15 protein-coding genes are annotated in these 15,123 nt (G+C 68.3%); 7 read left to right on the top strand and 8 right to left on the bottom strand.

Features of this window, described 5'->3' with window-relative positions; translation table 11 throughout:
• Positions 1–89: 89 nt before the first annotated feature.
• Genes AC3WS6_RS04815 through AC3WS6_RS04825 form a run of 3 tightly spaced genes read right to left on the bottom strand, consistent with a single transcriptional unit; the run spans position 90 to position 3,872 of the window.
• Positions 90–1,577 (bottom strand): oligosaccharide flippase family protein, encoded by a 1,488-nt coding sequence (locus AC3WS6_RS04815; protein WP_492499929.1) that lies wholly within the window; start codon positions 1,575–1,577, stop codon positions 90–92.
• Positions 1,574–2,335, bottom strand: coding sequence for a WecB/TagA/CpsF family glycosyltransferase (locus AC3WS6_RS04820; RefSeq protein WP_492499930.1), 762 nt, complete (start codon positions 2,333–2,335; stop codon positions 1,574–1,576). Before AC3WS6_RS04820 ends, AC3WS6_RS04815 begins: the two co-directional genes overlap by 4 nt.
• A gap of 4 nt (positions 2,336–2,339) precedes the next feature.
• Complete coding sequence (locus tag AC3WS6_RS04825; RefSeq protein ID WP_492499931.1) at positions 2,340–3,872, bottom strand: sugar transferase; 1,533 nt, start codon at positions 3,870–3,872, stop codon at positions 2,340–2,342.
• A 352-nt stretch (positions 3,873–4,224) separates the two neighbouring features.
• On the opposite strand from AC3WS6_RS04825, the gene AC3WS6_RS04830 reads away from it, so the two are divergent.
• From AC3WS6_RS04830 to AC3WS6_RS04860, 7 genes are all read left to right on the top strand, one after another.
• Positions 4,225–5,355 (top strand): low temperature requirement protein A, encoded by a 1,131-nt coding sequence (locus AC3WS6_RS04830; RefSeq protein ID WP_492501447.1) that lies wholly within the window; start codon positions 4,225–4,227, stop codon positions 5,353–5,355.
• 87 nt (positions 5,356–5,442) lie between these two features.
• The gene (locus AC3WS6_RS04835; protein WP_492499932.1) at positions 5,443–6,456 is read left to right on the top strand and encodes an intradiol ring-cleavage dioxygenase; all 1,014 of its coding nucleotides are present in this window, start codon (positions 5,443–5,445) and stop codon (positions 6,454–6,456) included.
• A 36-nt stretch (positions 6,457–6,492) separates the two neighbouring features.
• Positions 6,493–6,732, top strand: a complete 240-nt coding sequence (locus AC3WS6_RS04840; RefSeq protein WP_492499933.1) for a twin-arginine translocase TatA/TatE family subunit — start codon at positions 6,493–6,495, stop codon at positions 6,730–6,732.
• A 3-nt stretch (positions 6,733–6,735) separates the two neighbouring features.
• Positions 6,736–7,548, top strand: coding sequence for a twin-arginine translocase subunit TatC (tatC, locus tag AC3WS6_RS04845; RefSeq protein ID WP_492499934.1), 813 nt, complete (start codon positions 6,736–6,738; stop codon positions 7,546–7,548).
• Positions 7,549–7,550: 2 nt separating this feature from the next.
• The gene (locus AC3WS6_RS04850) at positions 7,551–7,964 is read left to right on the top strand and encodes a Sec-independent protein translocase subunit TatA/TatB (RefSeq protein ID WP_492499935.1); all 414 of its coding nucleotides are present in this window, start codon (positions 7,551–7,553) and stop codon (positions 7,962–7,964) included.
• A gap of 203 nt (positions 7,965–8,167) precedes the next feature.
• On the top strand, positions 8,168–8,452 hold the full coding sequence (locus AC3WS6_RS04855; RefSeq protein WP_492499936.1) for a hypothetical protein: 285 nt from the start codon (positions 8,168–8,170) through the stop codon (positions 8,450–8,452).
• Positions 8,453–8,596: 144 nt separating this feature from the next.
• On the top strand, positions 8,597–9,715 hold the full coding sequence (locus AC3WS6_RS04860) for a fatty acid desaturase family protein (protein WP_492501448.1): 1,119 nt from the start codon (positions 8,597–8,599) through the stop codon (positions 9,713–9,715).
• A 161-nt stretch (positions 9,716–9,876) separates the two neighbouring features.
• Here AC3WS6_RS04860 and AC3WS6_RS04865 read toward each other — a convergent pair whose 3' ends face one another.
• The 5 genes from AC3WS6_RS04865 to AC3WS6_RS04885 form a co-directional block, all read right to left on the bottom strand.
• A complete protein-coding gene (locus AC3WS6_RS04865; RefSeq protein ID WP_492499937.1) occupies positions 9,877–10,500 on the bottom strand; it encodes a response regulator in 624 nt (207 codons plus the stop codon).
• Positions 10,497–11,681, bottom strand: a complete 1,185-nt coding sequence (locus AC3WS6_RS04870; protein ID WP_492499938.1) for a sensor histidine kinase — start codon at positions 11,679–11,681, stop codon at positions 10,497–10,499. Before AC3WS6_RS04870 ends, AC3WS6_RS04865 begins: the two co-directional genes overlap by 4 nt.
• A 16-nt stretch (positions 11,682–11,697) precedes the next feature.
• Positions 11,698–12,531, bottom strand: a complete 834-nt coding sequence (locus tag AC3WS6_RS04875; protein WP_492499939.1) for an ABC transporter permease — start codon at positions 12,529–12,531, stop codon at positions 11,698–11,700.
• Positions 12,528–13,406, bottom strand: coding sequence for an ABC transporter ATP-binding protein (locus tag AC3WS6_RS04880; RefSeq protein WP_492499940.1), 879 nt, complete (start codon positions 13,404–13,406; stop codon positions 12,528–12,530). The genes AC3WS6_RS04875 and AC3WS6_RS04880 overlap by 4 nt, the downstream gene beginning before the upstream one ends.
• A gap of 145 nt (positions 13,407–13,551) precedes the next feature.
• The gene (locus AC3WS6_RS04885; protein ID WP_492499942.1) at positions 13,552–15,009 is read right to left on the bottom strand and encodes a cell division initiation protein; all 1,458 of its coding nucleotides are present in this window, start codon (positions 15,007–15,009) and stop codon (positions 13,552–13,554) included.
• Positions 15,010–15,123 lie beyond the last annotated feature (114 nt).

Here is a 15,123-nt window from a genome sequence, read left to right on the forward strand (position 1 = left end):
AGCGGGCTTCTTCGTACTAAGAGACGAGAAGCTTCCCCAGGCGCAGAATATCACACAGCCTGAACTTCTCACCAGTAGTTTCTCGACGGCTATGCAGAGGGCCTCCGCAGCTCGTCGAGATGCAGTCGGCGCCGGTCGAGACGGCACCAGACGAGGAAGAGGAGCGCCCCCACAGCCGCGGCCAGGATGAGGCTGAGCCACGTCGCCCCCAGGCTCAGCCGCAGCGCGGTCGCGGGCACGCCGAAAGTGATGATCGCGACGGCCAGGGGATAGAGACCGGGCAGCGGCGACACTGCGAGATGCAGCACGAAGCGCACCTGCACCGTGGCGAGGGCGGCGTCGATCGCGCACGCTGCAGCCCAGGCCACAGCGGCTCCGGTGATGCCCCAGATCGGCACGAGCAGGTAGATCAACGCCACGTTCATCGCGACCGCGATGGCCTTGTTCATCGCGGCCAGCCCGCTGCGGCCGCTCATGAGGAGCACGGAGTGGATGTTGCCGGCCAGGAAGGTCACGATCGACCCGATCGCCATGACCACGAGCACCGGCTCCCCATCGGCGAAGGAGCCGCCGAGCAGTGAGAGCGCAACGGGCGCGAAGGCCGCGAGCAGCACGTACACGGGCGTGCTGAAGAGAACCAGCCACACGGTCGCCGTGCGGTAGACGCTCTCGAGCCCCGTCGTATCGTCGCGGTGGAGCATCTTGCTGAACATCGGCGAGACCACGACCCGAAGGGCGGTGTCCACGATCATCCCGGCGGCGACGAAGCGGCTCGCCGCGCCGTAGACTCCCGCCGCGGCGGGGCCCGCCAGCGCACCGACGATGATCACGGCGAGCCAGATCAGGAGCTGTTCGAGCCCCGAGGACATCACGCGGGGGAGCGCATACCGGATGGTTCGCGAGGGGACGCCGGAGCGCAGGAATCCCGGCTGCGCCGCGTGTCCGAGCCGCCGCAGCTGCCACAGCATCACGATCACGGCGGCGATGGCGGCGGGGAGCAGGGGCAGTGCCCAGGCGAACGCGGCGCCGACCGCGCCCGCCCCGACGCCCACGGCGATCGCGATGGCGACCGGGCGCAGGGTCGGCAGCAAGACGTTGCCCACGAGCACGTAGGCGTTCACCTTGCCGAGGGCTCGCGTCGCCGACAGCGAGGTCAGCATGACGGAGGCGACGGGGAGGAGCCACGCGATCGAGCGGACGGCGTGTGCGACCTCGTCTGCAGGGTCCTGCGCCTCGACGATCAGCGCCCCGGCGAACAGGATGCCGGCGCACGCGAGTCCCGCGATCGCCGACACCAGCACGAGGAAGGCGCCGGTCGGACGCAGCATCGCGCGCTCGTCGTCGAGCTGGCGCGGCAGGATCCAGATCGCCGCAGAGTCCATCCCGAAGCGAGCCACCCCCAGCGCGATGGTGAAGGCGCCGACCGTCTGCAGCACGACTCCCGAGCCGGCATCGCCGAGCAGGCGTCCGAGCACGACGATCAGCACGAGCCCCATCACGGCGCTGACGGCCGAGCCGACGAAGCTCAGTGCGCCCCCGCGAGCGAGTTCGGAACGTGCGGTGGGTGTGCTGGTCATGCCCGCGACCTGCGAAGCCGCTGCGCGGCGACCGCGGCCATGAAGGACGGGTTGCCGAGCAGGTAGCGCTTCGCGAGTCGACGCGGTTCGATCATGAGGCGCCACAGCCACTCGAGTCCGGCGCGGATCATCCATTCCGGTGCGCGGCGATTCGACCCGCTGAGCCAGTCGAAGAGCCCGCCGCACGTCAGCACCGCCGCCGGGAGGTGCTCCCGGTAGGTGTCGACCCAGTACTGCTGCGCAGGATCGCCCATTCCGACGAAGAGGATGCGGGTTCCGTGCGCGGCGATGTCGTCGAGCACCGCGGGCATCTCGTCGGGTGAGACGTAGCCGTGATGTGCACGCAGCTTCAGCCCGGGGATGCGTCCTCGCAGGATCGCCGCAGCGCGCTCGGCCACGCCTTCGGCAGCGCCGAAGAAGTAGACCGGTATGCCCTCGACCGCGGCTGAGCGGAGCAGCGGCTCGGCCACGTCGGTGGTGGCGAGGCGCTCAGGCAGATGGCCGCCGAGCAGCTTCGCGGCCCAGACGACGGATTGCCCGTCCGCGTATGCGACGCTCGAGCCCAGCATGCGTCGAAAGCGCTCGTCGGTGCGAGCCAGATTGCAGACGTGTGCATTGACCCCGACCGCGACCTGCGTGCTCGCCCCGGCGGACATCTCGAGCACGCGGTCGATCAGCGTCGCCTCTGTGAACGACTGCACGCGCACGCCGGTGATGTCGACGGACATGGTCTCGTCGATCGAATTCCTGTCGCTCATCCGCTCAGTATGCCCCGCTGGGCTGCACCATGACCTTGGCGGTGCGCCACATGATCTGCAGGTCGCTCATCACGGACCAGTTCTCGACGTAGCGGAGGTCGAGCCGCACACTCTCGTCCCACGACAGATCGCTTCGCCCCGATACCTGCCACAGTCCGGTGATGCCCGGCTTGATGTACAGGCGGCGGTAGACGGTGCCGTCGTAGGCGGTGACCTCACTGGGAAGCGGCGGACGGGGCCCGACGACGCTCATGTCGCCGACGAGCACGTTCCAGAACTGCGGCAGCTCATCGAGCGAGAGCTTGCGCAGAATGCGGCCGACACGCGTCACACGAGGGTCGTCCTTCATCTTGAAGAGGAGTCCGGCTCCCTCGTTCTGCGCCTTCAATGCGACGAGCTGCTGCTCGGCATCGGTCTTCATCGAGCGGAACTTCACGATCTTGAAGGTGCGACCGTCTTGCCCCACACGCTCCTGGAAGAAGAAGAGCGGCCCCGGGGAGTCGAGCTTCACGAGCAGAGCGAGGAACGGGGTGATGAGTGCGATCGGGATGAGCGCCACGGCGGCCACGATGATGTCGAGAGCGCGCTTGAGCAGATGGCGACCGCCCTCGTAGGTCGGGATCTGCACCTGGATGAGGGGGAGGCCCTCGACCGACGCGAAGGAGATGCGCGGGCCGGCGACATCGGTGAGCCTGCTCGAGAGCACGAGCTCTGCGGCGGTGCCCTCGAGCTGCCAGCTCAGGTGCTTGACGAAGTCGGGGCTGCCCTCAGGACGGCTCGCCACGATGATCGTGTCGGCGCCGAGCTCGGCGGCGACCGTCGCGACGGTGTTGACGTTGCCGAGGACCGGGAACTGCGCTCCGTCGATGTCGACGTCGCGTGCGTTGCCGTCGAGCAGCGTGGCGCCCACGACCTGGTAGCCCGATGCCCCGATCGGATGCAGAGTGCGGACGACGTACTCGACGTCGTCTCTGTTGCCGACGACGAGCGTGCGCGAGGCGAACCTCCCCCGCGCACGCTGCGCCGTCAGCCAGTGCCGCCACACCCAGCGGGTGATGAGCAGCGTGAGGACACCGAGCGGCAGGCCGACGATCAGCACGAGCTGCATCGTCTGCCAGCCGAGCACGACACCGAACATGGCGATGATCCCGAACGCCAGTCCGCTGGCATGCGCCACGCCTCGGTATTCGGTCGCACTGGCGCGGAACAGCGCTGCATCACGAGTATGCAGAGCGCTGAGCATCAGATACCACAGAGCCGCCAGCGGCACTCCGGTGCGCAGGGCCTCTTCCCCCGCGACACCGGTCACCATCTGGACTGCTGCGGTGATCGCGACTGCGAACAGGATGACCCCAGCATCCGTCACCCGCAGAAGCATCCGATAGCGCCGTTCCCACTGTCGGCGTCGTTCCAGCGTCGCCGACGCACGCGGCGTGACCGCCGTGTGCGTGACAGACCTCGTGGCTCGCGGTGCGGCGATCGGCGCGAATACCGACCCCGTGCGAGTGATGCTCACGGCATCCTCGACGGAGGTCATGCCGAAGCCCCTTGAGCCGTGCAGGTACGCAGAATTCCCCAGTGCGCCATGTGTATCCCCAGTTTTCCCCAGACCAGGGACCCCACGTCCCCAGCGTCGTCCGCATTCCCGACCCCTCGGGTCCTGCATGCGACCGTGATCCCACATCACGGGGGCGAACACCGTCCCACACGGTGTTGCTGGCAGCAGGTACTGCAGACTTCGTTCACTCTAGCGGAACCTCGCGTTCAGCGGAAGGTAATTCACCCGAGTGGATGAACCGAGATTCCAGTACTCACGTATACGTCGGGCACGGCGTCGATATCCTGACCGCGTGAACACCCTCAGTGCACCGCGCTTCCATCTGAGTCGCATGCTCCCGCGCGACCCCGCGCAGCCTCATCGCACCGCGAGCACGCTCGAGCTCTTCTTCGACCTGGTCTTCGTCGTCGCGGTGAGCATCGCCTCGGCGCAGTTGCACCACGCGCTCAGCCACGGCGACTTCGTGCACGGGATCACGTCGTACGCGATGGTGTTCTTCGCCGTGTGGTGGGCGTGGATGAACTTCACCTGGTTCGCGACCTCCTTCGACACCGACGACTGGCTCTACCGGGTCACCACTTTCGTGCAGATGGGCGGCGTGCTCATCGTCGCCGCCGGCATCCCCGCGGCATTCGAGCACGGCGACTTCATGATCCTCGTGCTCGGCTACATCGTGATGCGCATCGCGATGGTCGCGCAGTGGCTCCGCGCCTCGCGCGGGGCGGGAGAGCTGCGGTCGGCCACCCGTCGATACGCGGTCGGCATCGCGGCGGTGCAGGTGCTGTGGGTGCTGTTCCTGCTCATCCCCTCGGGGCCCGCGCAGCTCGTGGCGTTCGTCGTCTTCGCGCTGATCGAGGTCAGCGTGCCGATCTTCGCCGAGTATCGGCGGCAGACGCCCTGGCACCCTCACCACATCACCGAGAGATACGGCCTGTTCACGCTGATCGTGCTGGGCGAGAGCCTCCTGGCTTCCGCGAACGCGATCATCGATGCTCGAGAGCAACTCGAGTCCTTCGTGCCGCTCATCTCGATCTCGGTGCTGACGCTGGTCGTGACCGCGTCGCTCTGGTGGATCTACTTCTGGCCGCCGCACCACCGCGCGATCACGACCTTCGCTCGGTCGCTGCGATACGGGTACACCCACTACTTCGTGTTCGCTGCGGCCGCGGCATTCTCAGCGGGCGTCGAGGTCGAGATCGACGTGCTCATCGGCGAGAGCCATCTGTCGGCCGCCACCGCCTCACTGACGGTGACCATCCCGATCGCCGTGTTCCTGATCAGCATCTGGTGGATCGCCATCCGCGACAATGCCGATCGCGTGGTCAACGTCGTCGTCCCGACCGGGGCGGTCCTCGTGCTCCTCGATCCGCTCCTGCCCATACCCGTGGCGATCACCGCGGTCGTCATGGCCGTGATCGTGGTCGTCCTGGTGCTGCGACCCCCGGCGCCTGTGCACTCATAGCTTCCGCATAGTTGAGGCATAGCTCGCTGATCGTCTCCTCGATGAACATGGGTGCAACGACACCCCTGATCCGAGAGGAGCACGATCATGAGCCGCATCCCCGAACCCGTACAGACCCCCGAAGGCCCCGCATACGAGGGGCGTCTGCTCGACCGCGCCGACGAGGAGGTCGTCGACCAGGGGGCCGCCTTCGACATCCGCACCCTCGTCACGCGCCGCGGCGTGCTCGGCCTCGCCGGCCTCGGGGTCGGAGCCCTCGTGCTCGCGGCCTGCGCGCCGGCGGCCACCGGGACGTCGTCGCAAACCTCGGTCGACGGCGGCGCGAGCTCGACAGATGGCACAGGGTCGGACTCGTCGTCGGGGTCGTCCACGGGGGCGTCCACGGCAACCGTGGAGGGGGAGATCCCGGACGAGACGGCGGGGCCCTATCCCGGGGACGGCTCGAACGGCCCTGACGTGCTCGAGGAGTCCGGCATCATCCGCCAGGACATCACGACATCGATCGACGGGGTCGCCACCGCCGACGGCATCCCGCTCACCTTCTCGTTCCAGGTGGTCGACATGGCGAACGGCGGCATCCCGTTCGCGGGGGCAGCCGTCTATGCCTGGCACTGCACCGCGCAAGGGGAGTACTCGATGTACTCGTCGGGGCTGGAGGACGTCACCTATCTGCGGGGAGTGCAGGTGGCGGATGCCGACGGCATGGTCTCTTTCACTTCGGTGTTCCCGGGCTGCTACTCGGGGCGCTGGCCGCACATCCACTTCGAGGTGTATCCCAACGCCGACTCGATCACCGACTCGGCGAACGCGATAGCCACCTCGCAGATGGCCCTGCCCGAAGACGCGTGTGCGGCGGTCTACGCCGATTCCCGCTACGACGGCTCGGCGCGAAACCTCTCGCAGACCAGCCTCTCGACCGACAACGTCTTCAGCGACGATGCGGCAGCCCTGCAGCTGCCCACGATCACCGGCGACACCGCCGCCGGTTATGCGGCCACGCTCGTGGTCGGCGTCGACACGGCGACCACGCCCAGCGCAGGCTCCGCCCCCTCGGGTGGCGGCACGGGCGGCCCCGGCGGCGGCCAGTCGCCGTCGCGCTGACACCGCTCATACACGTACACGAACAAGGAGAGAATCATGCTGCAGAACCTCACGGGCTGGCACGCCCTGATCATCCTCGCGATCATCGTCCTGATCTTCGGCGCGGCGAAGCTTCCCGCACTCGCGAAGAGCGTCGGGCAGTCGATGCGGATCCTGAAGACCGAGGTCGCGGACCCGGTGTCCTCGATGCCTGCCGTGTCGGGGCAGCAGGGTGCTGCAAGGGATTCGGCGGCATCCGTCGATGCTTCCCGGTCATCGCTGCGCCCCGGGGAGTAGATCATGACCGCGTTCGCTCCGGTGTCCGTGGACGCGGCGGTGCAGGCGCCGACCTCGGCGCCTGCACCGGGCAGCGCTCCGCTGTCGTCGCACCTGCAGGAAGCGCGCACTCGCGCGGCCCGCGCGACGGCGGCGCTGCTGGTCGGTGTGGTGTTGGGATACCTGATGTCGGACCAGATCCTGAACGTACTGCGCACGCCCATCGCCTCTCTCGCCGAGTCACGTGACGCGAGTCTGAACTTCGACAGCATCACGGGAGCGTTCGACCTCACGATCAAGATCGCTCTGTTCGCCGGTGTCGCTCTGTCGAGCCCGGTCTGGATGTACGAGATCCTGGCCTTCCTCGCGCCGGGACTCCGGCACCGCGAGAAGAAGTACACGTTCGGATTCCTGGCGGCAGCCGTTCCGCTGTTCGCGGCGGGCTGCGCGGCGGGGCTCCTTCTGTTCCCGCACATGGTCGAGCTGCTCGCGGGATTCGCCTCGACCGAGGACGCCACTCTGCTGCAGGCGTCGGACTACGTGGACTTCGTCGTGAAGATCGTGCTCGCCTCAGGAGTGGCCTTCGTGCTGCCGGTGTTCCTGGTGGTACTCAATCTGCTGGGCCTGGTGTCCGCTCGCTCGCTCGCGCGCAGCTGGCGGATCGCGGTGGTCATGATCGTGCTGTTCAGTGCGATCGTGACACCGGCTGCCGACGTTCTCTCGATGTTCCTGATCGCGGTGCCGATGACCGCACTCTTCCTGACCGCGCTGTCCGTGGCGTGCGTGCATGACCGTCGCGCCGCTCGCCGCGCATCCATCGCCTCGAGCGGGGAGTGACGATGTTCGGGCTCACGATCGAGAAGCTCTTCGTGGTCGCGCTCCTCGCGGCCGTCATCATCGGGCCGCGCCGGCTCCCCGACTACGCCAGCGGCCTCGCCCGATTCGTGCGCGGCCTCGCAGCGCGGGCGAGCGATGCCGCCCGACAGGCGGGGCGCGAGAGCGGAGTCGCGGACCTGCGCGAGGACTGGACCACGCTCGATCCGCGGCAGTACGACCCGCGGCGCATCATCCGCGAGGCCTGGGCGGCGAGCGAGTCGACCGGGGCAGGAGGCGGGATCCTCGGGGCGGAGGAACCGGATGCCGCAGCCCGCCGCAGCACAGATGCGGCGTCGGGGGCGGGAAAGGTCGGCGGGGAGTGGGTGATGGCCGGTTCTTCCGGACATCCGCGACGGGTCTGGGTTCCGGGGGAGTGACCTCGCACCGCGTCGGAGGAGCGGGGTGCGGCGGTCTGCTAGACTGATCGAGCTACGTGTGACATGGCCTCCTCTCAGGCCGCCACGTCGCCACTGATCAGGGCCATCACGGACCATGCGCATCGACGCGCGCGATCCGCCCTCGATCTCACATCTTCGCGAGCCGCCTACTGCGTGCCCGCCGCACAGCAATGAGTATCACCATGAGCACGACCACCTTCCCTCCTTCCGATCCGCTGACCTGGAAACAGGCAGACGACGACGTCTACGTCGCGACCCGCGCCGGCGAGTTCGCCGGATTCGTCGAATTCGACGGCACCTCGCACCTCGTCCGTGACCAGCGCGGTGCCGAACTCGGCACCTTCTCCTCTCTCGACGACGCCCAGGTGGCGCTCGAGGGCGCTCACGCAGATGCGAAGACACCGCTGAGCTTCACGATCACGCTGCCGCGGATTCTCCGCAGGCGCCCTCGCCGCGCTCGCGCCTGAGACGCCTCGACGCCACGACCTGTGAGTTGTCAGGGCATCGCGACGTATTCCGCGCGGTGCATGCGGGGCGGGTTAGCCTGAGTTAAGCGTTGGGCGATCTGCCTTGGGCTTCCACAGCTCAAGGGCTCCAATCGACAGGAGAGCATCATCTCCATTGCACAGGTCGAAACGACCGCCACGCTCGGACCGGTACGTCAGACGTATTCCGGCAACGCGGAATTCCCTCCCATGGCGCACGCCTACAAGCAGGTGTCGCAGGTGGTGAAGGAGACCGGCCTCCTCCGCCGCGCCGGATGGTTCTACGTCATGGTGGGTGCCGCTCTCGCGGTCGCTCTCGGTGGCGTGATCACCGGATTCATCCTGCTCGGCGACAGCTGGCTCCAGCTGCTGATGGCGGGCGCGCTCGGCATCATCCTGACGCAGGTCGCGTTCCTCGCTCACGAGGCGGCGCACCGTCAGATCCTCTCGTCCGGGCCGGCGAACTTCCGCCTCGCCCGCATCCTCGCCGCCGGTGTCGTCGGCATCAGCTACTCCTGGTGGGACTCCAAGCACACCAAGCACCACGGAAACCCGAACCAGGTCGGCAAGGACCCCGACATCGAGGTCGACACGATCTCGTTCCTCGAGACCGACGCGGCGCAGTCGCGCGGCATCGTGCGTCTGGTCACGCGCAAGCAGGGCTGGTTCTTCTTCCCGCTGCTCACCCTCGAGGGTCTCAACCTCCACTACCTCGGCGTCAAGCATCTCGTCACCAGCAAGAAGGCCAAGGGCCGCTGGATCGAGCTGGGTCTCATCGCCCTCCGGTTCGCGATCGTCCTCGTGCCGGTGTTCCTGATGCTCCCGCTCGGAATGGCGTTCGCCTTCATGGGCGTGCAGCTCGCGGTCTTCGGCGTGTACATGGGCGCATCCTTCGCGCCGAACCACAAGGGCATGCCGATCATCGATCCCAACGCCCGTCTCGACTTCTTCTCGAAGCAGGTGCGCACCTCTCGCAACATCCGCGGCGGATGGTGGGCCACCTGGCTCATGGGCGGTCTCAACTACCAGGTCGAGCACCACCTGTTCCCGAACATGCCGCGACCGCACCTGTCGAAGGCCCGCGAGATCGTGCGCGACTACTGCGCCTCGAACGATGTGCCGTACACCGAGACCAGCCTCGGCCGGTCGTACGCCATCGTCATCGAATACCTCAACCGCGTCGGCCTCGCCGCCGGTGCTGACCCGTTCGACTGCCCGGCGGTCTCGCAGTTCGGCCGCGCCTGAGCACGACATGACGAAGGCCCCATCCCTCGGGATGGGGCCTTTTTCGTGCCGCACACGCGCATCGCCCCGGGAGGCGGACTCGGCGTCGGGCGGGGATCCTCGTCGGATTCCTCCGCCGCACACGGAGTTCTCCGCCCGACGCGGTGGCCCTCCGCCGGAGGCTAGAGCAAGCCCAGCTCCAGGGCGAGCGTGACGGCGCGTGTACGGTCGGAGACCTCGAGCTTCTCGAAGACGTGGAGCAGGTGGGTCTTGACCGTGGCTTCGCCGATGAACAGATCCCGCGCGATCTCGGGATTGCTGCGGCCCGCGGCCACGAGTCGCAGCACATCGAGCTCGCGCGGACTCAGCTGCGGGCGACCGGGGCGCTCGCCGCGCATGCGTGAGACCAGCGTCGCCGCGATCGTCGGCGCGAGCACGGTGTGCCCGTCGGCGACCGCGCGGATGCCGGCCACGATCTCCTCCTGCGGGGCGGCCTTGAGCAGGTAGCCGCTGGCCCCCGCCTCGATCGCACCGAGGATGTCGTCGTCCGTCTCATAGGTCGTGAGTACGAGGACGCGAACGTCGGGCTGCTCCGCGGTTATGCGGGCGGTCGCCTCGATGCCGGAGAGGCCGGGCATCCGCAGATCCATCAGCACCACGTCGGGCTGCGCACGCGCGGCGAGCTCGACCGCCGCTGCTCCGTCGGGCGCCTCTCCGACGACGTCGAGTCCGGGATCGAGTGCGAGGAGTCCGACGATGCCGGAGCGGACGACGGGATGGTCGTCGGCGACGATCACGCGGATCACGATGTGTGCTCCATCTCTCGGATCAGCGGTATCCGAACGGTGAGGTCGGTGCCGGGGGAGTCGCCGTCGGTGACGGTCAGGGAGCCGCCGACGAGCGCGACGCGCTCCCGCATCCCGGCGAGGCCGAAGCCCCGGTCGTCGTCGATCGACACTCCTCCGAGGCCTCGCCCGTCGTCGCGGATGCGGAGCTCGGCGGAGTCCGCCGTGAGGAGCGTGACGCGGGCTGAGGCCGCTCCGGAGTGCTTGCGGACGTTCGCCAGTCCCTCCTGGGCGCAGCGGAGCAGCACGACCTGCACGTCGCGCGCGAGCGTGGCATCGGAGGCCGTGACCTCGACGCGCACGCCCGTCTCGCGGGCGAACCGCTCACCCAGGCGGCGAAGGGCATCACCGAGCGAATCGGCCGACGGTGCCGGCGACGTCACCGCGACCAGTGCCCGCGCCTCGAGCAGCGCCTCGCGCGCCGCATCCTCGATCAGGCCGAGCGCGGCGGGAGAGCCGTCGAGACGCGCCCGCTCGGCGAGCATGACGATGCTCGTGAGGCTCTGCGCGATCGTGTCGTGCACGTCGCGCGCGAGTCGAGCTCGTTCCTCCACCGCTCCGGCCTCACGGCTGGCGATCTCGAGGCCCGCCTGCGCGGCGGTGAGCTCGGTGAGCAGCGTCTCGCGCTCGGCGCCCCACTCCGCGATGCGCGTGATCCACAGGCCGAGCGCCAGGCTGAAGGCCGTCGAGAGACCCGCCGTGAGAAAGCCGCCCGCGAAGGCGTCGGCGACCCACCCGCCCCACGCGGCGTAAGCCAGCGCGAGGACGATGCCGTTGCCGATCGTCACCAGGATCGCCTGGAGCGTGGACCGAGATGTCATCCACAGGAGCGGGAGCACGAGCGTCTGCAGAAGCAGCATGTTCGGCTCGAGCACCACTCCCGCGGCGAGGAGCGCGATCAGCAGCACCTGGATCGCCGCGGATCGGGCGGGCGACGGATCTTCGATGCCGTCGCTGATGCCGACGTAGGGGCGAGCGCCGAGGGCGTAGACGAGCAGGACGCTGACGGCGATCCCGATCAGTACCCCGCGCGACCCCGGGAAGCTCTCGGGCAGCGAGAGCGAGAGTCCGGCCACCGCGACCACCAGTGCGGTCGCGGCGATGTCCCACCCCCACCGCTCCCTGCGGTTTCCACGCGTCATACGAACACTCTTCCAGTCATCCGTCGCGACGGATCCATCGGAAGGTCGCGCGGCTGAGGATGACTCCGACGACCAGCCACACGCCCAGCACGATCGCCACCAGGCCGATCGCCCACTCGCCTCCCGGCTCGACCGCCCGGAAGGAGTCGGGGAGGATCGCTGCGCGCATGCCCTGAGCGATCCACTTGAGGGGGAAGACAGACGCGACGTTCTGCAGCCATTCGGGCAGCGACGTGAAGGCGATGTAGACCCCCGAGATGAACTGCAGCAGGAGCACCACCGGGATGACCACCGCCGAGGCCGTCTTGCCCGAGCGGGGTACGGCCGACAGCGCGACGCCGAGCAGCGCGCACGTCAGGAGACCGAGCACGAACACCCAGGCGAAGCGGCCCCAGGCGCCGGCATCGGTCGGCAGCTCGACCCGGTACAGGACGACCGCGACCACGAGGAGCAGGGCGATCTGCAGGATCGCGGTGACGAAGACCTCGCCGATCTTGCCGATGAAGTACGTCACGGGTGAGAGCGGGGTGCCGCCGAGGCGTTTCAGCGTGCCGTCGCTCTTCTCCACCGCGATCTCGATCGACAGTCCTTGGACGCCGGAGAGGAAGATGCCTCCCGCGACCAAGCCGGGGAGATAGTAGGTCGCCATGCTGATCCTGTCCGGTCCCTCGCCGATGTCGCCCGTGAAGATCGTCGCGAAGATCACGTACATGACGGTCGGGAACAGGAAGGTGAAGAAGACCTGGTCGCCGGCTCGGAAGTACTGTCGCAGCTCGAAGCCGATGCGACGCACGCCGAGACGGATCGTCCGGGACGGGCCGAAGCGGGTGGGTGCGGTCGTGGTGCTCATGCCGGCTCCGTGACGTCGGTGAGTGCGGCGGCGTCGTGCGCCCTGATCAGTCCGAGGTAGATGTCCTCGAGGGTGGGCCGCACGATCTCCAGCCCCTGTGGTTCGCCGACGGCGCGGTGGAGGTCGGCGACGACCGCACCGGGAGAGGTCGTGCGCTGCTCGTGCCGCACTCCGTCTGCATCGATCCAGCGGACCACGGGCGTGCGCGCCTCGAGGTCGCCGATCTCGTCGATCGCGCCCATCGCGGCGATGCGTCCGCCGACGATGACTGCGGCGCGGTCACCCAGTTGCGCGGCTTCGTCGAGGTAGTGCGTGGTCAGCAGGATGCTGGTTCCCTCGGCCTTGAGCGAGCGGATGAGATCCCAGAACTGGCGTCGGGCCTCGGGGTCGAAGCCCGTGGTCGGCTCATCGAGGAAGAGCAGCTCGGGGCGGCCGATGATCCCGAGTGCGACGTCGAGGCGGCGCTGCTGTCCGCCCGAGAGCCTGCCCGCGCGGGATCGCTGCTTCTGCTCGAGGCCGACCGCCGCGATCACCTCGTCGATGTCGCGGGGGTTCGGGTAGTACCCGGCGAACTCGGTGAGCAGCTCACGCACCGTGAAGGTGCCCGCTTCTCCGGTCGACTGCAGCACGATGCCCAGGCGCGCCTTCCAGTCCAGGCCGCCGCGCTGCGGGTCGACGCCGAGCACGCGTACCTCGCCCGACGTGCGGTGGCGGTATCCCTCGAGGATCTCGATGGTCGTCGACTTGCCCGCACCGTTCGGGCCTAGCAGCGCGAACGTCTCACCCCGCCGGATGTCGAAGCTGATGTCGTCGACGGCGACGAACCCGCCGTAGTCCTTGCGGAGCCCTCGCACTTCGATCACGCTGTCTGTCATATTCCCAGCGTGCCCGTGCACGGGCTCCCGCGGTAGCCATGAAGCGACGGACTCGTGCATCCACCGATCGGTGGATGTCCCCGAGCGTGCAGAAGGGGCGTGAGCGGTATGCCCGCCCACGCCCCTGTCGGTCAGAAGCTCGAGGTCAGCGCGAGGACGTGTCGTCGGCCTCGACGACCTCGATCGTGATCTTGCCGTCGATCGTCGCGGCATCGTCATCGAAAAGCTCGTCGTCGAGTGCCTCGTCGCCGCGGAACTCCTCGACTCGCGTGTCGGCGTCGGCGTCGTCGGACTCCTCGATCACCTCGGCGTGCACGGTCTCGATGTCGTCGTCGGAATCGGCTGCGAGCACGTCGTCGAGAGTCGAGACCGACGACCCGGCGGCGGAGCCTGCGGCGGACGAGTTCGCGGCCGGTGCGGCGTCGCTGAAGATGCCGTCGGGGCGGATGAGCTCGCGCACCTCGGCCATGAAGCTGGCGAGCTGCTGCTGCTGCCAACGCAGCTGGCGGGCCTGGTCCTCGGCATCGCGCAGCACCTGTGAGGTGTGCGAGGTGACGGAGTCGACGATCTTCTGCGACTTCGCGCGGGCGCGGTCGAGCGTGTCGCGGGCTCGCACCTGAGCATCCGCCTCGATCGTCTGCGCCTGCAAGCGCATGAGGCGCTCGTAGTCGTCGGCCTTGCCCGAGATGCGCTGTGCGTGCTCGAGCGACGCCCTGACCTGCTCATTGGCGTCGGCGGTGACCCGCTCGGCGTGGGCGACCGCCTGATTGTGCAGCACGAGGAACTCCTGCTGCGCGTCGTCCTGGCGGCGCGTGAGAGTCTCTTCGAACTCGAGCACGCGTGCGTTCATGTCGCGCACCTCGCGCTCGGCATCCGTGCGGAGCTGCGTCGTCTCACGCGTGACGAGGGAGCGGAGCGCGGCTGCGCCCTTCTCGGCCTCGGTGCGGATCGCCGTGGCTTCCTGCGTCGCCTGATGCACCTTCTCGGCGGCATGTGCGGCCTCGCGCTCGATCGTCGCCTCGTGCGCGGTGTACTCGGTGTCGATCTTCAGGCGGATCTGGTCGGCATCGTGCTGCGCCTGCGCGATGATGCGGGTCACATCGGCCTCGGCCTCGGCGCGCTGGGCCGTGACCTCTTCGCGGGCGGCGGCCATCAGACGGTCCGCCTGCACCGCCGCGTTCTGGATCAGGACGTTGGCCTGGTCTTCTGCGACGCGGAGGATCGTCTCGAACTGCTCGCGCGAGGGGGCGTCCTGGCCGTCTGCCCGAGGGGTGTCGACGAGCTCGTTGGTGAGGGTCAGCACCTGCTGCTCGGTCTCGGCCGCCTTGGCCTTGATGGTGGTGAGCTCGGCCTCGAGCTCTTCGCGGGCCTCGCGCTCATCGTCGCGCAGTGCCTCGAGAGCGTCTTCGTGTCGAGCCTCGGCGTCGGCGAGATCGGCCTTGGCCTGCTGCAGCTGGTTGCGCAGAGTGCTCAGCGCGGAGTCGACCTCGGCCTTGTCGTAGCCTCGGAACGAGGCCGTGAAGCCGGACTGCTCGCGGGGGGTCTCTTCGATCAGCTTGTCGAAGAAGTCGGGCGTTCGATCGTTGGACGGGGTTTCGCTCATGGGTCAGCCTTTCCGGCGCAGGTCACGGCCTCGGAGACTGTGACGAGAAGTGGTGCCGCGGTGGTGCCGACCGTGGGCACGAGTCGGTCGGGCGTCGGCACACACAGCCTAGTT

The organism is Microbacterium sp. EB106-03-03-XG65, assembly GCF_058791955.1.